General features: G+C 66.4%; 18 protein-coding genes. 6 read left to right on the top strand and 12 right to left on the bottom strand.

The features are described 5' to 3' along the window. Positions 1 to 56 precede the first annotated feature (56 nt). Positions 57 to 2,387 (top strand): PAS domain-containing sensor histidine kinase, encoded by a 2,331-nt coding sequence (locus tag N2602_RS13670; RefSeq protein ID WP_260382956.1) that lies wholly within the window; start codon positions 57 to 59, stop codon positions 2,385 to 2,387. 3 nt (positions 2,388 to 2,390) lie between these two features. Here the strand turns inward: N2602_RS13670 and N2602_RS13665 are convergent, their stop codons facing one another. Further along, on the bottom strand, positions 2,391 to 3,284 hold the full coding sequence (locus N2602_RS13665) for a LysR family transcriptional regulator (RefSeq protein ID WP_260382955.1): 894 nt from the start codon (positions 3,282 to 3,284) through the stop codon (positions 2,391 to 2,393). 225 nt (positions 3,285 to 3,509) lie between these two features. Between N2602_RS13665 and N2602_RS13660 the strand changes: the two genes are divergently transcribed. The 5 genes from N2602_RS13660 to N2602_RS13640 are packed head-to-tail and all read left to right on the top strand — an operon-like array spanning position 3,510 to position 9,491. Continuing rightward, positions 3,510 to 3,986: a formate dehydrogenase subunit gamma gene (locus N2602_RS13660; protein ID WP_260382954.1), complete on the top strand. Its 477-nt coding sequence runs from the start codon at positions 3,510 to 3,512 to the stop codon at positions 3,984 to 3,986. Next, positions 3,983 to 5,539, top strand: a complete 1,557-nt coding sequence (locus N2602_RS13655; protein ID WP_260382953.1) for an NADH-quinone oxidoreductase subunit NuoF — start codon at positions 3,983 to 3,985, stop codon at positions 5,537 to 5,539. The genes N2602_RS13660 and N2602_RS13655 overlap by 4 nt, the downstream gene beginning before the upstream one ends. A gap of 10 nt (positions 5,540 to 5,549) precedes the next feature. Beyond that, entirely contained in the window at positions 5,550 to 8,435 is a 2,886-nt protein-coding gene (gene fdhF, locus N2602_RS13650) for a formate dehydrogenase subunit alpha (protein WP_260382952.1), read from the top strand. Between the two features lie 5 nt (positions 8,436 to 8,440). Next, the gene (gene fdhD / locus N2602_RS13645) at positions 8,441 to 9,268 is read left to right on the top strand and encodes a formate dehydrogenase accessory sulfurtransferase FdhD (RefSeq protein ID WP_260382951.1); all 828 of its coding nucleotides are present in this window, start codon (positions 8,441 to 8,443) and stop codon (positions 9,266 to 9,268) included. Continuing rightward, complete coding sequence (locus N2602_RS13640) at positions 9,258 to 9,491, top strand: formate dehydrogenase subunit delta (protein WP_260382950.1); 234 nt, start codon at positions 9,258 to 9,260, stop codon at positions 9,489 to 9,491. The genes fdhD and N2602_RS13640 overlap by 11 nt, the downstream gene beginning before the upstream one ends. Here N2602_RS13640 and N2602_RS13635 read toward each other — a convergent pair. The 11 genes from N2602_RS13635 to N2602_RS13585 all read right to left on the bottom strand — a co-directional run bounded on the left by N2602_RS13635 (position 9,466) and on the right by N2602_RS13585 (position 24,167). Beyond that, on the bottom strand, positions 9,466 to 12,435 hold the full coding sequence (locus N2602_RS13635) for a bifunctional [glutamine synthetase] adenylyltransferase/[glutamine synthetase]-adenylyl-L-tyrosine phosphorylase (protein WP_260382949.1): 2,970 nt from the start codon (positions 12,433 to 12,435) through the stop codon (positions 9,466 to 9,468). The two genes, N2602_RS13640 and N2602_RS13635, sit on opposite strands and share 26 nt — an antisense overlap. Next, a complete protein-coding gene (locus N2602_RS13630) occupies positions 12,432 to 13,892 on the bottom strand; it encodes an ATP-binding protein (protein WP_260382948.1) in 1,461 nt (486 codons plus the stop codon). Before N2602_RS13630 ends, N2602_RS13635 begins: the two co-directional genes overlap by 4 nt. After that, complete coding sequence (locus N2602_RS13625) at positions 13,876 to 14,556, bottom strand: response regulator transcription factor (RefSeq protein WP_036035209.1); 681 nt, start codon at positions 14,554 to 14,556, stop codon at positions 13,876 to 13,878. Before N2602_RS13625 ends, N2602_RS13630 begins: the two co-directional genes overlap by 17 nt. 275 nt (positions 14,557 to 14,831) lie before the next feature. Then, entirely contained in the window at positions 14,832 to 16,412 is a 1,581-nt protein-coding gene (locus N2602_RS13620) for a Do family serine endopeptidase (RefSeq protein WP_212256912.1), read from the bottom strand. A 220-nt stretch (positions 16,413 to 16,632) separates the two neighbouring features. After that, positions 16,633 to 17,976, bottom strand: coding sequence for a methyl-accepting chemotaxis protein (locus tag N2602_RS13615; RefSeq protein WP_260382947.1), 1,344 nt, complete (start codon positions 17,974 to 17,976; stop codon positions 16,633 to 16,635). Between the two features lie 132 nt (positions 17,977 to 18,108). Beyond that, a complete protein-coding gene (locus tag N2602_RS13610) occupies positions 18,109 to 18,603 on the bottom strand; it encodes a cytochrome c-type biogenesis protein (protein WP_212256914.1) in 495 nt (164 codons plus the stop codon). A 4-nt stretch (positions 18,604 to 18,607) separates the two neighbouring features. Next, complete coding sequence (locus N2602_RS13605) at positions 18,608 to 20,590, bottom strand: heme lyase CcmF/NrfE family subunit (RefSeq protein WP_260382946.1); 1,983 nt, start codon at positions 20,588 to 20,590, stop codon at positions 18,608 to 18,610. After that, positions 20,587 to 21,120 carry a cytochrome c maturation protein CcmE gene (gene ccmE, locus N2602_RS13600; protein ID WP_260382945.1) on the bottom strand — a complete coding sequence of 178 codons (534 nt, stop codon included), beginning with the start codon at positions 21,118 to 21,120 and terminating at the stop codon, positions 20,587 to 20,589. Before ccmE ends, N2602_RS13605 begins: the two co-directional genes overlap by 4 nt. Positions 21,121 to 21,157: 37 nt before the next feature. Continuing rightward, positions 21,158 to 22,264: a c-type cytochrome biogenesis protein CcmI gene (gene ccmI / locus N2602_RS13595; protein ID WP_172784243.1), complete on the bottom strand. Its 1,107-nt coding sequence runs from the start codon at positions 22,262 to 22,264 to the stop codon at positions 21,158 to 21,160. Between the two features lie 132 nt (positions 22,265 to 22,396). Next, positions 22,397 to 22,666, bottom strand: coding sequence for a hypothetical protein (locus N2602_RS13590; protein ID WP_172784242.1), 270 nt, complete (start codon positions 22,664 to 22,666; stop codon positions 22,397 to 22,399). Positions 22,667 to 22,766: 100 nt separating this feature from the next. Next, positions 22,767 to 24,167 carry a hypothetical protein gene (locus N2602_RS13585; protein ID WP_260382944.1) on the bottom strand — a complete coding sequence of 467 codons (1,401 nt, stop codon included), beginning with the start codon at positions 24,165 to 24,167 and terminating at the stop codon, positions 22,767 to 22,769. Positions 24,168 to 24,246 lie beyond the last annotated feature (79 nt).

Genomic DNA, 24,246 nt, shown 5'->3' with positions numbered 1-24,246 from the left:
GATGTGGGGCTGCTTCCGGACTTCAGTTGCAAGCTGGTTTTCAGGGGGCCGAAGGCATGTCGCGCGCAGACGCCGCGAGCGCGTGCGTCCAATCCGATTCGATCAAAGGATTGGCGCAATCGATCGCGAAACCTGCCTATCACCGGCTCCTGATCGCGGAGCCGGCGCTGCGCCGCGCCGTGCCGACGCTCATCATCGCCTTCCTGATCACGATCTGCCTCGGCGCGTTCGTGCAGGTGGTCGATCAGACGCGCCAGAAGCGACTGGTGGTCCGCCACGACATTTCGGCGCTCGCCGACCTGCTCGCCGAGCGCATCGACCGCCTCACCTCGGTTCGTCAGGAGCGGCTCAGGAACATCGAGAGCCTGCCGACGCTGCTGCCCGATCTCATTCCGTCCTGGGCCACGGCCTCCGGCCGCCACGTCATCGTCACCTCCGCCGGCATCGACCGCCGCATCCTCGCCCGCATCCCGGCCGACAGCGACCCCTCAGGCAACGACCGCCTGCTCGATGCGATCACGACCGCGCAGCTGATCGCGGCGCCGCCGCGCGACGGCAACATCGCCGACATGACGCTGCCGAGCGGCAACGCGGCGATGGCGACATCGCGGCAGATCAAGTCGCTGCCCGGCTTCGTCACCGTGATCCAGGAGCGCAACGAGCCGATCTGGGGCTCGGACGCCGCGCTCTCGGTGACGCTGTCGGCGACCACGGGCTTCGTCGTCCTGATCCTCGGCTTCGCCTTCCACTGGCAGTCGACCCGCGCCCGCGAAGGCGATCTCATCAACGACGCCGTGCGCGGCCGCATCGACACCGCGCTCAACCGCGGCCGCTGCGGGCTGTGGGACTGGGACCTGTCGCGCGGCCGGATCTTCTGGTCGCAGTCGATGTTCTCGATGCTCGGCCTCGACGGCCGTCACGAGCTCCTCACCTTCGGCGAGGTCAACGCGCTGGTGAAGTCCGACGACATCGACCTGTTCGAGATTGCCGACCAGCTCATCTCCGAGAAGATCGACCACATCGACCAGACCTTCCGCATGCAGCATGTCGACGGCCACTGGATCTGGCTCCGCGTCCGCTGCGAGAAGACCCGCGGCGCCACGGATTCCAGCGTGCACCTGATCGGAATCGCGGTCGACATCACCGAGCAGAAGAGCCTTGCCGAAAAGACCGTGGAAGCCGATCTTCGCCTGCGCGACGCGATCGAGACCATTCCGGAGGCCTTCGTGCTGTGGGATGCGAGCGACCGCCTGGTGCTCTGCAACTCGCACTTCCAGCGCCTGCACAAGCTGCCGGACACCGCCGTCATCCCCGGCACCTCCTACGAGACCGTGCTCGAGGTCGGCCGCATGCCGGAGGTGCGCACCCGCCACAACGAGACTGCGGCCCAAGGCCCGGGCGCACGTACCTTCGAGGCGCAGCTCGACGACGGCAGCTGGCTGCACATCAGCGAGCGCCGCACCAAGGATGGCGGCTACGTCTCGGTCGGCACCGACATCACCCGCATCAAGGAGCACGAGCAGAAGCTGGTCGACAACGATCTGCGCCTGCGCGCCACCGTCATCGACCTCAAGCGCTCGCAGGCCGCGCTGGAGCGCCAGGCGGTCGAACTCGCCGACCTCGCCGAGAAATATCAGCGCGAGAAGACCCGCGCCGAGGAAGCCAACCAGACCAAGTCGAAATTCCTCGCCAATATGAGCCACGAGCTGCGCACGCCGCTCAATGCCATCATCGGCTTCTCCGAGATCATGGGCTCGGGCATGTTCGGCGAGCTCGGCAGCGAGAAGTACCAGGAATACTGCCAGGACATCCTGACCAGCGGCCATTATCTGCTCGAGGTCATCAACGACATCCTCGACATGTCCAAGATCGAGGCCGGCCGCATGAAGCTCGACATGGAAGAGCTCGACCTCGCGCAGACGCTGGCCGAATCCTTGCGGGTCGTCACCGGCCGCGCACAGGACAAGCACCTGACGCTGGATGCCGACATCGCAAAATCCATCTCGGTCGTCGCCGACCGACGCGCCACCAAGCAGATCATCGTCAACCTGCTCTCCAACGCCGTGAAGTTCACGCCCGACGGCGGACGCGTCGTGGTGCGCAGCCGGCAGCTCGACGACAGGATCGTGCTGATGATCGCCGACACCGGCATCGGCATCGCGCCGCATTCGCTGGCGCGGCTCGGGCGTCCCTTCGAGCAGGTCGAGAGCCAGCTCACCAAGACCTATCACGGCTCGGGCCTCGGCCTTGCCATCGCCCGCTCGCTGGCGCAGCTCCATGGCGGCTCGATGCGCCTGCGCTCGAAGATCGACGTCGGCACCGTCGTGCGCGTGACCCTGCCGCGCGATGCGATCAAGGCGGCGTCGGGGATATCGGCTGCGGCTTGAATCCTACAATTGCAGCGTCGGCGCCACTTCCCGCGCGACGTTGACCAAAGCTGCGATCAGCGGCGTCATGGGATCGCGCTGCGGGACCACCATGCCGATGCTGTAATTGACCTCGGGATCGACGATCGGAATCGACCGCACGGTGTCGGACAGACCGAGCGTCTCGGCGAGCTTCGCCGGCATCACGCTCGCCCAGCGCCCCGTCTTGACGTGCGTGAACAGCACCAGCAGCGAGTTCGACGTCAGCGTCGGTGTCGCCTCCGCACCGACCGATCGCAGCGCGCGGTCGATGATGCGGCGGTTCTGCATGTCGGGCGTCAAGAGGCACAGTGGCACCTGCCCGACCTCGGTCCAGGTCACCGTCTCGCGGTCGCCGAACATCGCGTCCGGCGCGGTGAGCAGGCGATAGCTCTCGTTGTAGAGCGGGATGGTGCGCACCTTGCCGATCGGCTCGTTCTCGATATAGGTCAGCCCCGCATCGACCTCGAGATTTTCGAGCAGCCCCAGCACCTCGGACGAGGTGGTGGACTGGATGCGAAAGCGCACCTCGGGATGCTTGGCGCGGAACGGCGTCGTCAGCGCGGCGACCATGCCGAGCACGGTCGGGATCGCCGCGATGCGGATCTCGCCGGAGAGCTGCTGCTTCAGCCCGTTGATCTCGTCGCGCATCGCGCGGGCATCGCCGACGATCCGCCGCGCCCAGTCGAGCGCCCGCTCGCCTTCGGGGGTAAATCCCTGAAAGCGCGAGCCGCGCTGGACCAGCATCACGCCGAGAATTTCCTCGAGCTGCTTGAGCCCGGTCGACATCGTCGGTTGCGTTACGCCGCAGGCTTCGGCCGCGCGTCCGAAATGTCGCTCCTTGGCCAACGCCAGCAATAGCTCAAGCTTGTCAATCAACCGGTCGTCCCCTCGAATTCCATCGTGGCATGCAAGTTAGCACGCCGGGCCTGCACCAACACGTAAAAACCGGCAGCCGATCCAACTTTCATTACCAATCCGTATCGATCAATCGCGGTTGCAAATCGATCGGAATCCGCAATCGCAGCACGGGACAGCTTTATTGATCTGCGAATGATTCCAACTAGTTTGCGGCGAAGGAAACGCTCTGGTTGAGAACGAAGTATGACAGCGGTTTTTGAGCCTTGGAACGAGACGCGCGGCGCCGAGATCATCGCCGAACATGCCGGCCAGGAGGGCGCGACGCTCGTCATCCTGCACGCGCTTCAGGAGGCGTTCGGCCATGTGCCGGAGGCGGCGATTCCCATGGTGGCGCAAGCGCTCAACCTGTCGCGCGCCGAGGTGCATGGCGTGTTCACCTTCTATCATGACTTCCGACACAAACCGGCCGGCCGTCACGTTCTGAAGCTGTGCCGCGCCGAGGCCTGCCAGGCTGCCGGCGGCGATGCGCTGGCTGCGCGGGCCGAGGCGAAGCTCGGCGTGTCGCTCGGCAACACCACGGCCGACGATCGCGTCACGCTGGAACCGATCTACTGCCTTGGCCTCTGCGCGACCGCGCCGTCCGCGATGCTCGACGGCCGCCTGATCGGCCGGCTCGACCAGAAGCGCCTCGATGCACTGGTTGCGGAGGCGCAGCGATGAGCATGCGTGTCTACGTCTCACGTGATGCCGGCGCGGTCGCCGTCGGTGCCGACGAGGTCGCCCTGGCGCTGGAGCAGGCCGCCGCCAAGCATGGTGTTGCCGTCGAGATCGTCAGGACCGGCTCGCGCGGAATGTACTGGCTGGAGCCGCTGGTCGAGGTCGCAACGCCGCAGGGACGCATCGCCTTCGGCCCCGTCACCGCGGCCGACGTGCCCTCGCTGCTCGACACGCTCGCCCGCAACACGCCGCATCTGTTGCGGCTAGGGGCCACCGACGAGATCCCCTGGCTGAAGCGCCAGACCCGCCTCACCTTCGCCCGTTGCGGCGTGATCGATCCGCGCTCGCTCGACGACTACCGCGCCCATGGCGGCTACAAGGGCCTCGCGCGGGCTCTGTCGCTTGGCTCGGATGCGGTCCTCACCGAAGTCACCGCATCGGGCCTGCGCGGCCGCGGCGGCGCGGGCTTTCCGACCGGCATCAAGTGGAAGACCGTCGCGCAGGCCAAGGCCGACCGCAAGTTCATCGTCTGCAACGCCGACGAAGGCGACAGCGGCACTTTCGCCGACCGCATGATCATGGAAGGCGATCCCTTCCTGGTGATCGAGGGCATGACCATCGCCGGTCTCACTGTCGGCGCGACCAAGGGCTATATCTACATCCGCAGCGAATATCCGCACGCCGTAGAAGCGATGAACGCCGCCATTCTGGTTGCGAAGCGCGGCGGCTATCTCGGCGACAAGATCGGCGGCTCGAAGCAAACCTTCGATCTCGAAGTCCGCGTCGGCGCCGGCGCCTATGTCTGCGGCGAGGAGACCTCGCTGCTGGAGAGCCTCGAAGGCCGCCGCGGCATCGTGCGTGCAAAACCGCCGCTGCCGGCGCATCACGGCCTGTTCGGCAAGCCGACCGTCATCAACAACGTGCTGTCGTTTGCCGCGATCCCCTTCATCCTCTCCGAGGGCGCCAGGACCTATGCCGATTTCGGCATGGGTCGCTCGCGCGGGACGATGCCGATCCAGCTCGCCGGCAACATCCGCTACGGCGGCCTGTTCGAGACGGCATTCGGTGTGACGCTCGGCGAGCTCGTCGATGACATCGGCGGCGGCACCTTCACCGGCCGCCCGGTCCGCGCGGTGCAGGTCGGCGGTCCGCTGGGCGCCTATTTCCCGCGCGCTCTGTTCGACACCCCCTTCGACTACGAGGCCTTCGCCGCACGCGACGGCCTGATCGGCCATGGCGGCATCGTCGTGTTCGACGACAGCGTCGACATGCGCAGGCAGGCGCGCTTCGCCATGGAGTTCTGCGCCGTCGAATCCTGCGGCAAGTGCACGCCGTGCCGGATCGGCTCGACCCGCGGCGTCGAGACCATCGAGAAGATCATGAGAGGCGAGCGCGTCCAGGAAAACATCGCGCTGGTCGAGGACCTCTGCAACACCATGAAATTCGGCTCGCTCTGTGCGCTCGGCGGCTTCACGCCCTACCCCGTGCTCAGCGCATTGAAGCACTTCCGGGAGGATTTCGCACCCATCCCAACCACGCTGCAGGCCGCGGAATAGGAGAACGACGATGTCTCTGATCGAAGAAATCGACTACGGCACGCCGCGCTCCAAATCCACGACGATGGTGACGCTGACCATCGACGGCAGAGAGGTCACGGTGGCTGAGGGCACCTCGATCATGCGCGCCGCGATGGATGCGGGCCACCAGATCCCGAAGCTCTGCGCGACCGACATGGTGGACGCGTACGGCTCCTGCCGGCTCTGCCTCGTCGAGATCGAGGGCCGCGCCGGCACGCCGGCCTCCTGCACCACGCCTGTGATGAACGGCCTCGTCGTGCACACCCAGACCGAGCGGCTCAAGAAGCTGCGCAAAGGCGTGATGGAGCTCTACATCTCCGACCATCCACTCGACTGCCTCACCTGCGGCGCCAACGGCGATTGCGAATTGCAGGACATGGCCGGCGCCGTCGGCCTGCGCGACGTGCGCTACGGCTATGAGGGCGAGAACCACGTCTTCGCCAAAACACCTGGCAAGTCCCACGGCTGCGACAACGACCACTGGATGCCGAAGGACGAGTCCAACCCGTACTTCACCTATGATCCCTCCAAGTGCATCGTCTGCTCGCGCTGCGTCCGCGCCTGCGAGGAGGTGCAAGGCACCTTCGCGCTGACCATCTCCGGCCGCGGCTTCGACAGCCGCGTCTCGCCCGGCATGAGCGAAAGTTTTCTGGGCTCCGAATGTGTCTCCTGCGGCGCCTGCGTGCAGGCCTGCCCGACTGCGACGCTGACCGAGAAGTCGGTGATCGAGATCGGCCAGCCCGAGCACTCCGTCGTCACCACCTGCGCCTATTGCGGCGTCGGCTGTGCCTTCAAGGCGGAGATGCGCGGCGAGGAAGTGGTGCGCATGGTGCCCTACAAGGACGGCAAGGCCAATCGCGGGCATTCCTGCGTCAAGGGCCGTTTCGCCTGGGGTTACACCAACCACAAGGAGCGCATCCTCAAGCCCATGATCCGCGAGCGGATCGAGGATCCCTGGCGCGAAGTGTCCTGGGACGCGGCGTTCTCGTTTGCCGCCGCCAGGATGCGCGGCATCCAGAAGACATACGGCCGCGACGCCATCGGCGGCATCACCTCCTCGCGCTGCACCAACGAAGAGACCTATCTGGTGCAGAAGCTGATCCGCGCCGGCTTCGGCAACAACAATGTCGATACCTGCGCCCGCGTCTGCCACTCGCCGACCGGCTATGGGCTCGCCACCACCTTCGGCACCTCCGCCGGCACGCAGGATTTCGACTCGGTCGAGGACACCGATGTCGTTGTCGTCATCGGCGCCAACCCGGCCTCGGCCCATCCGGTGTTCGCCTCGCGCCTGAAGAAGCGGCTGCGCCAGGGCGCCAAGCTGATCGTGATCGATCCGCGCCGCACCGAGATGGTGGAATCGCCGCATGTGAAGGCGCTGCACCTGCCCCTGATGCCCGGCACCAACGTCGCAGTCATGACCGCGCTGGCGCATGTCATCGTCACCGAAGGGCTCGTCAACGAAGCCTTCGTGCGCGAGCGCTGCGACTGGAGCGAGTTCGAGGAATGGGCCACCTTCGTCGCCCAGCCGAACAACAGCCCCGAAGCCACCGCCATCCTCACCGGCGTCGATCCGAAAGACCTGCGCGAAGCTGCCCGCATCTACGCCACCGGCGGCAACGGTGCGATCTATTACGGCCTCGGCGTCACCGAGCACAGCCAGGGCTCGACCACGGTGATCGCGATCGCGAACCTTGCGATGGCAACGGGCAATATCGGCCGTCCTGGCGTCGGCGTGAACCCGCTGCGCGGCCAGAACAACGTGCAGGGCTCCTGCGACATGGGCTCGTTCCCGCACGAGTTGCCCGGCTATCGCCACGTCTCGGGCGATGCCGTGCGCGACCAGTTCGAGGCGCTGTGGAACGTCAAGCTCAACCCCGAGCCGGGTCTGCGCATCCCCAACATGTTCGATGCCGCGGTCGAAGGCACCTTCATGGGGATCTACGTTCAGGGCGAGGACATCCTACAGTCCGATCCCAACACCAGCCACGTGGTCGCGGCGCTGTCGGCGATGGAATGCGTCATCGTCCACGACCTCTTCCTGAACGAGACCGCGAACTACGCCCACGTCTTCCTGCCCGGCTCGAGCTTCCTCGAGAAGGACGGCACCTTCACCAACGCCGAGCGCCGCATCCAGCGCGTCCGCAAGGTGATGACGCCGAAGAACGGCCTGGCCGATTGGGAGGTCACCATCGGCCTTGCCAAGGCGATGGGCTTCGAGATGAACTACAGCCACCCTTCCGAGATCATGGACGAGATCGCGGCGTTGACGCCGACCTTCGCCGGCGTCTCCTATGCCAGGCTCGACGAGCTCGGCTCGGTGCAATGGCCCTGCAACGACAAGGCGCCCGAGGGCACGCCGGTGATGCATATCGACGGCTTCGTCCGCGGCAAGGGCAAGTTCGTCGTCACCGAATATGTCGCGACCGACGAGCGCACCGGCCCGCGCTATCCGCTGTTGCTCACCACGGGCCGCATCCTCAGCCAGTACAATGTCGGCGCGCAGACAAGGCGCACCGAGAACGTGGTCTGGCACGCCCAGGACCGCCTCGAAATCCACCCGCATGATGCCGAGCAGCGCGGCGTGCGCGACGGTGACTGGGTGCGGCTGAAGAGCCGCGCCGGCGAGACCACGCTGCGCGCGGAAATCACCGACCGCGTCGCGCCGGGCGTCGTCTACACCACCTTCCACCATCCGGACACGCAGGCCAACGTCATCACCACCGACTATTCGGACTGGGCAACCAACTGCCCCGAGTACAAGGTCACGGCGGTGCAAGTCTCGCCCTCGAATGGCCCGTCCGACTGGCAGAAGGCCTATGATGCACAGGCGCGCCAATCCCGTCGCATCGTGCCGGCCGAAGCCGCGGAGTAAGGCGCATGCACGTAGCAGTCCAGGCCATCGATCGCGACATCTGGCGCAACGGCGCAGCCTCCGAAGGAACGCGTTTCGTTCCCGAGGAGACGCCGCTGGCGCTCACCTATAATGGCGGCACCTATGCCGTCATGATGGGGACGCCGCAGAACCTGGAGGATTTTGCGATCGGCTTCAGCGTGAGCGAAGGCATCGTCAAGTCGGTCGACGACATCAAATCACTCGAAATGGTCCGCCTCGACGACGGCATCGAGCTGCGCATGTGGCTCGCGTCGGAAGATGCCGCGCACATCAACCAGCGCCGCCGCCACATCGCAGGTCCCACCGGCTGCGGCATCTGCGGCGTCGAGTCCATCGCCGAAGCGGTGCGGCCCGCGGCGATCGTCCCGAACGGGCAGACCTTCACGCCCGAGCAGGTCATGGCGGCGATGCAGGCCATCGCGCCGCTGCAATCGATCAATCTGCAGACGCGCGCCGTTCACGCCGCCGCGTTCTGGTCTCCTACAGGCAACATCGTCGCGCTGCGCGAGGATGTCGGCCGCCACAACGCGCTCGACAAGCTCGCTGGCGCCCTCGCCCGCAGCCGCAACGAGCCGCGCGGCGGCATGGTGCTGCTGACGAGCCGCGTCTCGGTCGAGATGGTGCAGAAGACCGCCGCGATCGGCGCGCCGGTGATGGTCGCCGTATCCGCGCCGACCGCACTCGCGGTGCGCACGGCGGAGGCCGCCGGCATCACGCTGATCGCCATTGCCCGCCAGGACGGGTTCGAAGTGTTTTCGCATGGCGGCCGGATCGTCGTGCGCCATGCCACGGAGGTTGCCGATGTCGCCTGACCGCCTGATCTACATGGCCAACCAGATCGGCAAGTTCTTCGGCAGCCAGGGCCATGACAAGGACGTGCCTGGTATTGCCGAGCACATCAGGAAGTTCTGGGATCCCCGCATGAAGCGCGCGATCTTCGCCCATCTCGATGCGGGCGGCGTCGGCCTGGAGCCCAACGTGCGCGAGGCCATTACCGCGCTGAAGCAGGCTATGACCCTTCCAGCAGCGCCCTGAACACGCGCCGCACCTCGCTTTGCGTCTCCTTCACCCGTGCCTCGAGCGAGGAGAAATCCGGCGCGTCGCCGGCGCGCGCCATGACGCGCTGCAGGTCGGTGCCGGCGGTTTCCGGCTTGAAGCGCTCGCTGACGCAGAGCCGCAGGATCTGGGTGAGGTCGTGATAGAGCCGCGCCGCAGCCCGCAGGATCTCCGTCTCCGATTGCGCGAGCACGCCGATCCTGCAGGCATTCTCCAGCACCTGCACGGTGCTGACGTCGAGGATCTCCGGCTTGTCGTGCGCATGCACGAGCTGGAGGTATTGCGCGATGAAATCGATATCGACCATGCCGCCGGCGGCGTGCTTGAGATCCCAGCAATCGGCCTCGCCCTTCTCCTGCGCGATCGCGCGCCGCATGTCGGCGACGTCGTTGGCGGTGATGGCGGGGTCGCGGCGGCGAGTCAGGACATCGCGGATGACGCGCTCGATCCGTTCCCGGAATTCGGGCGACGCCGACACCACGCGCGCACGCGTCAGCGCCATGTGCTCCCAGGTCCAGGCCTCGTCGGCTTGATAGTCCGCGAACGAGGTGAGGCTCGAGGCCACCGGGCCCGCGCGTCCCGAGGGCCGCAGCCGCATGTCAATCTCGTAGAGCACGCCGTAATTGGTGCGCGTCGTGAAAGCGCTGATCAGGCGCTGGGTCAGCCGCGCAAAATAATGCGCACCCTGCAGCGATTTCGTCCCATCGGAGTCAGGATTGTCGCTGTCGAAATCGTAGAGCAGGATCAGGTCGAGATCGGACGAGGCCGTCATCTCGCGGCTGCCGAGCCGGCCCATCGCGATGATCGCGGTCTCCTGGCCCTTGATCCGGCCGTGCTGGGCGGCAAAGCGGTCGGCGACGAGGCCGTGCACGGTGTGGACGATTCCCTCCGCGACGTCGGCGAAGGCCGTGCTCGCCTGCTGCGCCGAGACGGTGCCGGAGAGAATGCGCGTGCCGATCAGGAACAGGCTCTCCTGCCCGAACAGGCGCAGGCGATCGAGGAACTCCTCGTATGAACCGGCGTCCTGCACCGTTGTCGCGAGCCGCCCCGACAATTCCTGCCTGTCGGGCATGGCCCCAAAGAAGCGCGGATCGATCAGGCCGTCCATGAGCTGAGGCTGCCGCGCCAGCATGTCGCCGAGCCGGGGCGCTGCTCCCAGCACCAGCGCCACCAGCGCGACGAGATCGCGGTTCTGGCCGAGCAGCGTGATCAGCCGGCCACCCCGCTGCAGCGCCCCGAGGAAGTGATCGAACGAAACGACGGCGCGATCCGGCTCTTCGGCATGGGCAAGGCCGTCGATCAGGGCCGGCACGAACTCGACGAAGGCGCTTCGCGTCGCCTCAACGCGGAAGACGCGATAGTCGCCCGTGATCCAGTCGCGCACCGTCTGCGCGACGGCGGCCGGCTTCTTGAAGCCGAGCGCCGCCAGGTGCTGCAGCAGGCGCGGATCGTCGGGGCCCGCACCGTAGTCGAGCGCCGGCAGCTTGGCCGTGCCGGTGGGGTCGTCGCCCTCGAACAGTTTTTCGTAGTGGCCCTGGACGATCTGGAGCTGGTGCAAGAGGTCGCGCGCAAAGGCCTCGCGATTCTGATATCCGAAGAACCATGCGAAGCGCTCGACCGCCTGCTTGTCCTCGGGCAGCGTGTGGGTCTGCTCGTCGGCGATCATCTGCAGGCGATGCTCGACCCGGCGCAGGAATTCGTAGGCGATCGTCAGCTCGTCGCGCGCCGCCGCAGTGATCCAGTTGCTGGAAGCGAGCACGTCGAGCGCCTTCAGCGTCGGCCGAACCCGCAAGTCCGGATGGCGGCCGCCGGCGATCAATTGCTGGGTCTGCGCGAAGAACTCGATCTCACGAATGCCGCCGCGCCCGACCTTGACGTTGTGGCCCTCCACCGCGACCTCGCTCTGGCCGCGATAGGTCTGCATCTGCCGCTTCATGTCGTGCACGTCGGCAAGCGCTGCGAAATCGAGATGCTTGCGCCAGACGAACGGCGCGATCTCGGCGAGCAGCGCCTCGCCCGCCCTGGGATCGCCGGCACAGGCCCGCGCCTTGATCATCGCGGCGCGCTCCCAGGTGCGCCCTTCCCGCTCGTAATAGTTCAGCGCGGCGTCCCGCGAGATCGCCACCTGCGTCGAGGACGGGTCGGGCCGCAGCCGCAGATCGACGCGGAAGACGTAACCGTCATAGGTGCGCTGCTGCAGGATGCGCGCCATGCCTTGCGTCACGCGGACAAAGAACGGCTGCGGTTCGATATCGGGCGCGAGGGTCGTCGCATCGGGATCGAAGAACACGATGAGATCGATGTCGCTGGAATAGTTCAGCTCGCCCGCGCCCATCTTGCCCATCGCGAGCACGATCAGGCCGCAGCCCTCTTCGGGTGCTTCGGGATTGGGCGGTGAGAGCTTGCCGCGTGCGGCTTCCTGCCGCAGCAGATATTGCAGCGCCGCCTGCACCGAGGACACCGCGACATCGGTCAGTGCCGCCGTCACCCGCATCACCGGCCAGACACCGCCGATGTCGCACAGCGCGATCAGGAGCGCAGCTTCCGCCTTCATGCGGCGGAGCAGCCGCATCACCTCGGCCTCATCCGAGGCCGCGAGCACCGCGCTGCGCGCCTCCGCGACCAGCGCCGCCAGATGCACATCCGGATCGCAGTCGAGCAGCCGGATCAGGCGCAAGGCATCGGCGCGCACGAGATCGAACAGATAGGGTGAAAATTCCGCGATCCCGGCGAGGATGTCGCGGGCGAAGGGATGGCCCAGGTGCGTTTCGAGACGGGCCGATTGTGCCGGCTCGAGCTCAGCCAGCCAGCTTTCGAAACGGCGTTCGTCGGTTGCGGAAGCGGCAATATGGGGAGCCTCCGCGAAGCGTGCGGCCAGCCTCTCACCATGCTTGTCCGCGTTTCCCGGCGCGGAGTGGTTCATGCCACCTTCTGTGGCACATCCGGTATTGGCGGAGCAACCCTGTCGCCGGCACCCGCGCGCGCCGGCAGCACGAGCGTGGCGACGAGGCCGGGATGGGCATCGCCCAAGCGCAATTCGCCGCCGTGCAACGTCGCAACCGCCGAGGCGAGGCTGAGGCCGAGGCCCGAGCCCGGCAGCGTGCGGCTGGCCTCCAGCCGCACGAATCGCTCGATGACGTGCTTGCGATCCGCTTCGGGGATCCCCGGACCACGATCGGTGACGCTGAGCAGCACGTGGTCGCCATCGCGCCTCGCCTCGATCGTGATTTGCCTTGCGTCCATGCTGACCACGGTTCCCGCGGCCTGTGCCGCGGGCTTGCCGTATTTGATCGCGTTCTCGACGAGATTGGCGAGCGCCTGGCTGATCAGCTCGCGATTGGCATGAACCGGTGTCGGCTCGCACCTGACCTTCAAGGTCATGCCGTCGTCCTCGGCGAGCGGCTCGTAGAGCTCGTGGATGCCCTCCGCGACCTCCGCGGCGTCGAAGTCGTCCATGTTGCCCCGCGCTTGTCCGGATTCCGCCCGCGCGATCATCAGAAGCGCGTTGAAGGTCCGGATCAGCCCGTCGGACTCCTCGATGGTCCGCTCCAGCGCGGCGCGATAATCCGCCTCGCAGCCCGATTTCGCCAGCGCCTCCTCGGCGCGGTTGCGCAGCCGCGTCAGCGGCGTCTTGAGGTCGTGGGCGATGTTGTCGGAAACCTCCTTCAGCCCCGCCATCAGCGCCTCGATCCGCTCCAGCATGGCGTTGAGGTTCTCGGCGAGGCGGTCGATCTCGTCGCCGCTGCGCCCCACGGGCAGGCGCTCGCTGAGATCGCCCGTCATGATGCGCTGCGCCGTGCCGGTCATCGCGTCGATGCGCCTCAGCACCCGCCGTGCGACGAAGATGCCGCCGCCGAGGCCGAGCACGACGACGATCAGCACCGAAAACTGCGCCGCCTTGGCGACGATGCCGAACAGGCGCCGCCGCTCGGCAAGGTCGCGGCCGATCAGAAGCCGGAAGCCGTTCTCCAATTCGGTGACGCGAACCAGCGCGCGATGATCGCGGTCATCACTGTCCTCGATCCGCCGGTAGGCCGTCTCCGACCAGCCGCGCGTCGCCAATACCCCCGGCGCCAGCGAGCCGACATTGCCGGCAATCGCCTGGCCCGTCGGCGTGGTCACGAGGTAGAGGTTGGCGCCCGGCCGCAGTGCGCGGTACTCGATCGTGCGCACCAGGCGAACCATGCCGCCGCGGCCGTAGATCTCGTTGATCTCCGAGGTCTCGGCATTGACCGTCTGCGTGATCTCCTCGGTGATCAGCCGCCGCGTGTTCCAGGCGAAATAGGCCAGCAGCGAAGCCGCGAACATCGCGAACAGCAGCAGATAGACCAGCGTCAGCCGGAACGCCGTGGTGCGGACGAGTTTACCGAATGCCGTCACGGATCATATATCCCGCGCCGCGGATCGTGTGCAGCAGCGGCCGCTCAAAACCCTTGTCGATCTTGGAGCGCAGCCGCGAGATGTGCACGTCGATGACGTTGGTCTGCGGATCGAAATGATAATCCCAGACGTTCTCCAGCAGCATGGTGCGCGTCACCACCTGGCCGGCGTGCTTCATCAAATATTCGAGCAGGCGGAATTCGCGCGGTTGCAGCGTCAGCTCGTCCTTGCCGCGGGCGACGCGATGCGAGAGCCGATCGAGTTCGAGATCACCGACACGATAGAGCGTCTCTTCGGCGGGACCGCCGCGGCGGCGCGACAGCACTTCGACGCGGGCCAAGAGCTCGGCGAAGGAATAGGGTTTTGGCAGATAATCGTCGCCGCCGGCGCGCAGGCCCTTGATGCGGTCATCGACCTGCCCGAGCGCGGAGAGAATCAGCACCGGCGTCGTGTTGCCCTTGTCGCGCAAGGCGCCGATCAGGGACAGGCCGTCGCGCTTGGGCAGCATGCGGTCGACCACCAGCACGTCGTACTCGCCGTTCTCGGCCATGGCGAGGCCTTCCTCGCCGTCGGCGGCGTGGTCGGCGATGTGTCCGACCTCGCGAAACGCCTTGGCCAGGTAGTCGGCGGATTCGCGGTCGTCTTCGATGATGAGGAGGCGCATCGTGCGTTCGGCGGCGATCAAGGAGGTCAACCTTCTCTAAACATGGCGCGGGCGGCAATCGCATGCAAGCCGAGCGGGAGAAGCTCGAAGCGGGAAAAAGGCGGGCGGTGAAGCTGGGGGGACCTCACCGCCCTAGGCCTTCCGACGGAGGGGGGCGTAATTCCACCGGAAGGTAGATGAGGGAAGCCAGCTTTGCGCTGCTTCCCCGAAGGGCGCCGACGGCGGGGGCGACTGATGCCGGCGACACCCTTCATCTCGTGGGCCTCCTGAAGGCCTCAGCCCTTGGCGAGGGGCACCGCGACGAAGCGCGACTGGCCGCCGCTCTTCACGCGCATCAGGACGCTGTTCTTGTTGTCGGTCCGCGCCGCGTTGATGGCGTCGCGGACTTCGCCGGCGGTCGCCACGCTCTTGCCGCCGACCTCGAGGATCACGTCGCCTTCCTTGAAGCCGCGTTCGGCCGCGGCGCTCTTCGGATCGACCTCGGTGACCACGACGCCTTCCTTGCCGGCGCCGGCCACGGAATTGGCGGGCGCAACGGTCATGCCGAGCTTCGGCACGTCGGTGCCCTTGCTGGCGCCCTTGCCGCTGTCATTGTCGGTGTCGGCCTTGGCCTCGACCGTGTTCGGCAGCTGGCCGAGGGTGAGGTTGATGACCTTGTCCTGGCCCTTGTGCAGCACGTTGAGCTTCACGGACGCGCCGGGCGCCATGCCGCCGATGGTACGGGCGAGCTCGCGGGCATCCTTGACGGGTTCGCCGTTGACCGCCGTGATCACGTCGCCGGACTCGATGCCGGCCTTGGCCGCCGGACCGTTCGCCTGCGGCTCCGCCACCAGCGCGCCTTCGGCCTTCTTCATGCCGAGGCTGTCGGCGATGTCGGACGTGACGGGCTGGATCTGCACGCCGATCCAGCCGCGGCTGACCGAGCCCTTGTCCTTGAGCTGCGCGACCACGCTCTTGACCGTGTTGGCCGGAATCGAGAACGCGATGCCGACGCTGCCGCCGGAGGGCGAGTAGATCGCGGTGTTGACGCCCATCACCTCGCCGTTGGTGTCGAACGCAGGACCGCCGGAATTGCCCTTGTTCACGGGCGCGTCGATCTGGATGAAATCGTCATACGGGCCGTTGCCGATGTCGCGGCCGCTGGCGGAGACGATGCCCGCGGTCACGGTGCCGCCGAGACCGAAGGGATTGCCGACCGCGAGCACCCAGTCGCCGATCCGCGGCTTGCTATCCGCAAGCTTGGCGAACGGGAAGTTGGTGCTGCCCTCGACCTTGATCAGCGCGAGGTCGGTGCGCTGGTCGGTGCCGATCACCTTGGCGGTGTAGGTCTTGCCATCGTCGGTGGTGACCTCGACCTTGTCGGCGCCGTCGACCACGTGGTTGTTGGTCACGGCATAGCCGTCAGCCGAGATGAAGAAGCCGGAGCCCTGGCCCTGCACGACGCGGCCACGACCGCCGCCCTTCAGGCCTGGAATGCCATCCGGACCGCCGAAGCGGCGGAAGAAACGCTCCATCGGCGAGCCCGGCTGGAACGGCGAGGACGAATCGTCGCCGTCATCGTTGCTGGCGGTCTTCTCCTTGATGTTGACCTTGACCGAGATCACCGAGGGCTTCACGCGCTCGACGATGTCGGCAAAGCCGATGGGACGCTCGACCTTGCGGACCTCGTTGTTGACCTGCGCATGCGCCGGGCTGGAAAACAGGTCGGCCGGCGACGTCGACGGGCTGAAGCCATAGACGGCCGCGCCGAGACCGGCGACGACCGAGGCCATCAGCGCGAACTTGCGCGCGGAAAACACCGACCGGCGCGGCTGCCGGTAGGACGGGAGGTTCGAGAGGTCGATACGATCGTTCATGCAGAAATCTCCAGGGCCCTGAATTCCTTTTGATGCCGGATGTCGGCACCTTGCGGACCTGAAGATGGGGACTCCCGCCTTACCGCGCGCTGGCGGCGGGGTTAAACTTTCGTAATGAACGGACGAAGCGGATGCGGCAGTTTAGCACAGGCCGAAAATCATGGTCTTACAGGAACTTAATCGAGTTCCGCTGACTAAGCGGCGGGCGCGATTTCTCCCCTCAGCTCGCCCTGACACTGACGATGAACTCGTCGACTTCGCGCTTCAAGGTCTCGGCCTGCTGCGACAGATCGACCGCCGAATCCCTGGCCTCGGCCGCCATGCGGCCGGTTTCGGCGGAGGTAGAGGTGATCTGGACGATATGGTTGGAGACGTCGAGGGTTCCGCGCGCGGCGTCCTGGGCGCTGCGCGTGATCTCCTGCGTGGCGTTGCGCTGCTGGGCGGTATCGATCTCGATGCCCGACATGATGGACGAGATCTCCGACAGCGTCTTGGAAATGCCGTCAATCGCGCCGCGGGTCTCCGCGGTGATGCCCTGAATGCTGGCGACATGCGAGGTGATCTCCTCCGTCGCCTTGCTGGTCTGATGCGCCAAATTCTTCACTTCCGAGGCGACCACCGCAAATCCCTTGCCCGCTTCGCCGGCCCGTGCCGCCTCGATGGTGGCGTTGAGCGCCAGGAGATTGGTCTGCGATGCGATCGCCTGCACGAGCTGGACGACCTCGCCGATCTTTTCGGCGGCATCCGACAGCGTGTGAATGGTATCGCGGCTCTTCTCGGCCTGGCTTGCGGCGCCTTCGGCGCGCTGGGTCGCGTCCGTGACGCGGCGGCTGATCGTGCCGATCGAATTCGTCATCTCCTCGGCAGAGCCTGCGACCGTCTGCACGCTGGCGCTGGCCTGACCCGCAGCGCTCGCCACCGCATTGGCCTTGGTGCTGGTGTCGTTGGCGGTCCGCGACAGCGTCTCCGCGTTGGTCTTCAGATGCACGGCCGATGACGCCACGCTGGCGACCACGCTGGCGACGAGATCGTTGAAGCGCTTGATCCTGTTATCGAGGAATTTCGACCGCTCGGCCTGATGCTGCGCTTCATGCAGTTGCTGCTCGGAGAGGCGGCGCCGCTCGATGCCGTTGGTCTTGAACACCTCCAGCGCACCGGCAAGCAGGCCGATCTCGTTGCTACGGCCAAGCCCCGGAACGGAGGTGTCGAATTTCTGATCGGCAACCTCGCGCATGGCATGGACGATAGCCGCCAGGGGATTGAGGATGCCGTTGCGCACGGCGAACCAGGTGGTGAAGCAGATCGCGAAAGCGACGACGGCGATCACGCCGCAGGCGACCAGGAAATAGAAGAACGCGGTCTGCGCCTGCTGGTAGATCTGCATGGCATGGTCGCGCGCAGGGCCGCTCAGTGCGGCGAAGTCCGAGGACAGGCTGGTGATCTCGTTGTTGAGATAGAGCACCGCGATGAAGCCGGTGCCGCCGCCGATGCCAAGCAGGAACAATAAAGCAGCGACGACGGCGCCGACCAGGAAGCGGATCGTCAGATTGCTGTTCGCGAACATCGGGGGACTCAGGCGCTGGAATCAGATCTCGCGACAAGCTTCCAGACAAAGGTCAATTTAGCATGAACCACGCAGCCGCTGCCGCGGCCTACGTGGCACCACGTAGCTCGACGGCTTCAGGACGATTTGGCTTCAGGACGACTTGGTTTCAGGACGACTTGGTTCGTCCGACATCAAGGCCGCGAGCCGCGCCTGTTCGTCGGGCGTGAGCGGCGGGGCCGGTACGTCCACACCGCTTCGCGCGCGACGGCGGATTTGCAGCCACAGCGCCAGGCCGCCGCCAAGCAGCAGCACCGGCCCGAGCAGCCACAGCAGCAGGGTCTGCCGCTCGAAGCGCGGCTTGAGCAGCACGAACTCGCCGTAGCGCGCCACCAGGAAGTCGAGCACCTGCGAATTGCTGTCGCCGGCCGCGATGCGCTCGCGCACCAGCAGGCGCAGGTCGCGTGCCAGCGGCGCATCGGAATCGTCGATCGACTGGTTCTGGCAGACCATGCAGCGAAGCTCGCGCGACAATTCGCGCGCGCGCGATTCCTTCACCGGGTCCGACATGATCTCGTCGGGCTGCACCGCGTGGGCCGCCGGCAAAGCCAGCAGCAGCGCGATGAACGCGGCCATCATCCAGCGCATCGGATCATTCCGCGGGCTGCAGGCGCTGCTTGGCCCGTGCCGGCTTCGGCGCGCCGACCCGCAGGCGGCGGTCGGAGAGCGAGAGCACGCCGCCGAACGCCATCAGCACCGGCCCCCACCAGATCAAGAGGACCAACGGCTTGTGATAGATGCGCACGGCGATGGCGCCTTCGGTGGTGGCATCGCCGAGCGAGACGTAAAGCTGGCTCGCGCCGCGCGTCAGCAGCGCCGCCTCGGTGGTCGAGGAGCCGCGCGTGGTGAAGCTGCGCTTGGACGGCGTCATCACCGTAACCACCTCGCCATCGCGGCTGATCTTGAACTCGGCGATCATCTCGCGGTAATTCGGGCCCTGGCGTTGAAACAGCCCGTCGAGCTTCAGGTCGTAGCCGGCGACGTGGGCGACGTCGTTCGGCTTCATGGTCGCGATGTATTCGCTGTTCCAGGTGGTCTCGCAGACGATCCCGATCAGCGCGACGCCGAGGCCGGCATGCGCGAATGCGGTGCCCCAGGCCGAGCGTGGCAGGCCGCGCGCCCGGTGCAGCACCGTTGCGAACGGCAGGCGCACCAGGCCCGTCCGTTCGACGAGGTCGGTGACGGCGCCGGCAATGACGAAGACGCCGAGCCCGATCGCGAGCGGCGCCAACGCGCTGCCGCCCCGCACCCAGGCCCAGACGATGGCGACCACGACCAGCCCGGCAACGCCGGCCGCGAGCAGGCGCTGCATCACGCCGAGCAGGTCGCCGCGTTTCCACGCCAGCATCGGCCCGAACGGCACCGCGAGCAGCAGCAGCGCGAACAGCGGCGCGAAGGTGAGATTGTAGAAGGGCGCGCCGACCGACATCTTGAAATCGGCGAGCATCTCCATCGCCAGCGGATAGAGCGTGCCGAACAGCACCACCGCACAGGCCACGGTGAGCAGGAGATTGTTCAGCACCAGCGCGCCCTCACGCGAGATCGGCGCGAACAGGCCGCCCTGCTTCAGCGAGGTGGCGCGGCCCGCGAACAGCGACAGGCTGCCGCCGATGAACAGGCACAGGATCAAGAGGATGAACACGCCGCGGGTCGGATCAGTCGCGAAGGCGTGCACCGAGGTGATGACGCCCGAGCGCACCAGGAAGGTGCCGAGCAGCGACAGCGAGAAGGTCAGGATCGAAAGCAGGATGGTCCAGACCTTCAGCGCGTTGCGCTTCTCCATCACCAGCGCCGAATGCAAGAGCGCGGTGCCGGCGAGCCAGGGCATTAGCGAAGCGTTCTCGACCGGATCCCAGAACCACCAGCCGCCCCAGCCGAGCTCGTAATAGGCCCAGTACGAGCCCATGGCGATGCCGAGGGTCAGGAAGATCCAGGCGACCAGCGTCCAGGGCCGCACCCAGCGCGCCCAGGCCGCATCGATCCGGCCCTCCATCAGCGCCGCAATGGCGAATGAGAACGAGATCGAGAAGCCGACATAGCCGAGATAGAGCATCGGCGGATGCACGGCGAGGCCGATGTCCTGAAGCACCGGGTTGAGGTCGCGACCTTCGATCGGCGGGCTGGCGATGCGCAGGAACGGGTTCGACGTCATCAGGATGAACAGATAGAAGGCGCTGGCGACCCAGGCCTGTACGGCCAGCACGTGCGCGCGCAGCGACAGCGGCAGATTGTTGCCGAAGCCTGCGACCAATCCGCCGAACAGCGCGAGGATCGACACCCACAGCAGCATCGAGCCTTCATGGTTTCCCCACACGCCGGTGATCTTGTAGAGCAGCGGCTTCATGGAGTGGGAATTCTCGTAGACGTTGGCGACCGAGAAATCCGAATACACGTGCAGCATCACCAGCGCCGTGAACGAGGCGCCGACGAACAGCAGCTGCGCCAGCGCGGTCGAGCGCGCCACGTTCATCAGGGCGGCGTCGCCGAGGCGCGCGCCGATCAGCGGCACGATGGACTGGATCAGGGCCAGAGCGAGTGCCAGCACCAGCGCGTAATGTCCGGACTCTGCGATCACCGCACCGCTCCCTGCGGATTGCCCTGCGCGGTCGCCGCGGGCCTGGCACCGGAGGCTTGGGTACCAGAGGCTTGGGTACCAGAGCCTTGGGCGCCGTAATCGTCCTTCCAGTGCCCCTGCTTCTTCAGGGCATCGGCGACGTCCTTGGGCATGTAGGTCTCATCGTGCTTGGCAAGCACGGTATCGGCCTTGAACACGCCGTTGGCGTCGAGCGCGCCTTCGGCGACGATGCCCTGCCCTTCGCGGAACAGGTCGGGCAGAATGCCCTTGTAGGCGACCGGCAGCTTGGCGTTGCCGTCGGCGACCTCGAACGTCACCGCGAGATTGTCGCCGCGCTGGAGCGAGCCGGGCTGCACCAGGCCGCCAAGGCGAAACCGCTTGCCGGGCTCGACATGCTTCTCGGCGACCATGGTCGGGGTCGAGAAGAACACGATGGAGTCGCGCAGCGCGTTGAGCACCAGCGCGGCCGCGAGCGCGAGCACGGCGAGCGATCCGCCGATAATGGTCATACGTCGCTGCTTGCGCGTCATGGCGTATCCGTTCTCCGCATCTCTCGTCCCGAAATCGTCAACCGCCGATCCCGAGAGTCCTCAGACCTTCGTTGAGCTGGCGCAGCCGCTCGGCGTTGCTGGCAACCGCCTGCCGGGCATCGACCGACGCCCCCATTGCCTTGTCCCGCTCGCCCATCACCAGATAGGCGCGCACCAGACGCAGCCAGCCTTCGACATCGTCGCCGTTCTGCTTCAGCCGCGTCGCCAGACGATCGACCATGCCGCGCACCATGGCATTGCGATCGACTTCGGCCATGTCCTTGGAGGCAGCAACCGTCTCGTCGGACAGCGCGGGCATCGTGCCGCCCCCACCGACTCGCGCCAGCGAGGACTGCACCAGGGCACGCCACGGTGCGTCCGCAGGCGCTTTCGCAAGCAGCGCGCGCCAGATATTGGCCGCATCCTCCTTGCGCCCATCCTGCTCGGCGGCAAGACCCAGGAAATAATTCGCCTTGGGGTCGTCGGCGTTCAAGCCGCGTGCGCGCTCGAATTCGGCCTTGGCCTCCGCGGTCACCACGCCGCCGGCGGCGGCCGATATCGCTTCGCCGAGATCGGACCGGCGCTCCGCGCTCTCGCCATTGTAGGTGAGCGAGTTGCGATAGGCGCGCACCGCGTCGTCGAAGCGGCCGAGCCGCTCCAGAACCGGCGCGAGCACGTTCCAGCCGCGACCGTCCGTCGGATTCTTTTCCAGATGCTGCTCGACCTGCACGACGAGGTTCTCGAGCGACTGCGCCATGCCGGACCCGCGCTCCCGCTGCGCGAGGGGGAAGTCCTGCAGCCGGGGGGAGCCGAGCGGCATGTAGACGCCGATCGCAACGAGCGGCAGGCCGGCAAGCGCCAGCACGGCCGCCGCGCGGCGCCATTTGAGGTTCGACATCGGCGCCGTTGCCGGCTCGCTGGCCGCCGCCGCAAGCAGCCTGCGGCTGATCTCGACGCGCGCAGCCTCGGCTTCGGGCGCCAAGATCAACCCTGCGGCCAGATCACGCTCGATCTCAGCCAGCTGGTCCTTGTAGACCGCGACCTCGCTGCCCTGATCTTGCGCGCGGCTGGTGCGGCCAAGCGGCCAGAGCACGGCGAAAATCGCCGCGACCGTCATCAGCGCGAACACGAACCATAGCGTCATCTGGCAAGCTTCCGGCGGCGCCCGAACCGCGCCTATAGGTGCCTTTACACCACGGCCGGAGGATGCGGCAATTGACAATTGTCAATTCGGCGCGACCCGCACGTCGTCCCGAAAGGGTGAAAATCCAACGGCTTAGCCGATCTCGAAGTCGACACTTTGGGCGGCGTGCTCGCCGTGCCCGTCGAAGGCCTTCAGGAAGTATGTTCCCGGCTTGATCGCATCGGGCAATCTGATGCGCAGCGCTCCGACCGGAACCCTCGATGCAACCCTCGTGATGGTCTCAGGCAGCTGCCGATCGCTGGCCTTCTCGACCAGCACCACCTTGGCCCCAACCATCAGCCTTTGATACTTGGCCACGATGACGCGGTTCTCAATTTCGATCGAGCTGATAACGGGTTTCATGCGCCCACAGATAGAAATTCCCCGGACTTGCGGCGGGAGCGTAGGGCGCGCCACATGTGTCGTCAACCTCAAATTGTGATCAAAAAAAGATGCGCGCTGATCAACCCGCGCGCGACGATTTGCGCTCGCCCGTGAGTGCGTTTTCCGCGGCCCGGCTCATCAACGAGGCATAGTCGTCGCCGAACAGCACCTGGCAGAAGCGGATCGCGGCCTGCACCTGCTGCTGCCGATAGGTGCGGACCTTGTGATCGGCGGCGCGCAGCGACTGCACCAACTGCTCGGTCGAGCGTTCCACATATTGCTGGAGATCGGAATAGGTGCGCAGCGTCACCTCGTTGATCGCAAGCTCGCTCGCATAGTTGCGGCAAGTCGCGACGAAATCGATCAGCGCCACCGTCTCCTCGACTTCGGTGCTGTCGATCCGCGCGCCCGGCGGAATGTCCTTTTCGGGACGCTGGCGCAGGATGCGGCGGACGCGGCCGGGCACGCTGTCGATCTCGGATTGCAGCGCATTGGAGATGTCGGCCCGGATCGAGGTCAATTGCTTGCCCCAGGCGGAATCGTTGCGCAGGTCGAGCTCGGTGCGGAGGCCGCGCACGCCGTCGTGCAGCGTCTTGAGATTGCCGGCGACATTGTCGAAATGGCCGCGCTTGATGTCCATGCGCAGGATCGCGGCAACGCAGGACAGATCATGCAAGGCCATCGTGACGGCGATACCGTAGGGCGTCGCCGCGACGCGGATCTCGTCGTCGGATGCCGCTATCTTGACCGCAAGGCGGATGATCTGCCAGGGCGCGGTCATGCGCTGCACGACGATCGACAAGGCGAAAGGCAGCATCTGCGGCGTCTGAAGCGCCGGAATGTTGAGCGCCGACGTCACCGAGGCGATCTGGGAATCCCCAAAGGCCCGCAAGGTGCGCGGCAATTTCTCGTTCAACGTCGCGATGGCGTCCCGGACCTGGAGCACCGCACCGATCGAATAGAGATCCTCGATCACGTTGGGCGGGCCGACCCGGGCAAGCGCCCGCGACTTGTCGCCGCCGCCCGGCCCCGTCAGCTCGAAGATGGCATCCGCCGCCACGGCCTGAAGCTTCTGCGCCAGGGCCTCGACCTGCCCTGCACTGTCCGCCGGCATGCGCGCCAGCGCCGCCTCGAACTCGTTCACCTTGGCCGGTGCGCCGTCTCGGCCAAGCCACTGCCAGATCGGCTGCAGCGAGGAGCGGCGAATCTGCCCGGCCCTGACAGGAGTGCCCGCCTCGACCAGGAACGGCTCCAACACCTGGAACAACAGCCGCGACAGATCGTCCGTACGCGGCGGCAAAGCCTCCTCGGCCTCGCTCTTGCGGACGATCTTGCGCAGCTGCTCGAGCACGAGGGTGGCCACCGCCGTGTCCTGGCCGCGCTCCAGCGCACGCTCGAACTCCCGCATCAGCAGCGCCTGCGACTGCGGCGGGAGCTGCGCGAGATATTCCCTCAGCCGCTCGATCGATGTCTGGCTCATGCGCCCGGGTAATGCACGGTAAAATGGCGGACATGGGATGGGTCCGGCACGATCATAGGAGGTCCCCACTTAAGAAGCC

It is taken from the genome of Bradyrhizobium sp. NC92 (assembly GCF_025200865.1).
Classification (GTDB): Bacteria; Pseudomonadota; Alphaproteobacteria; order Rhizobiales; family Xanthobacteraceae; genus Bradyrhizobium.
This window is presented reverse-complemented; position numbering and strand designations above follow the sequence as displayed.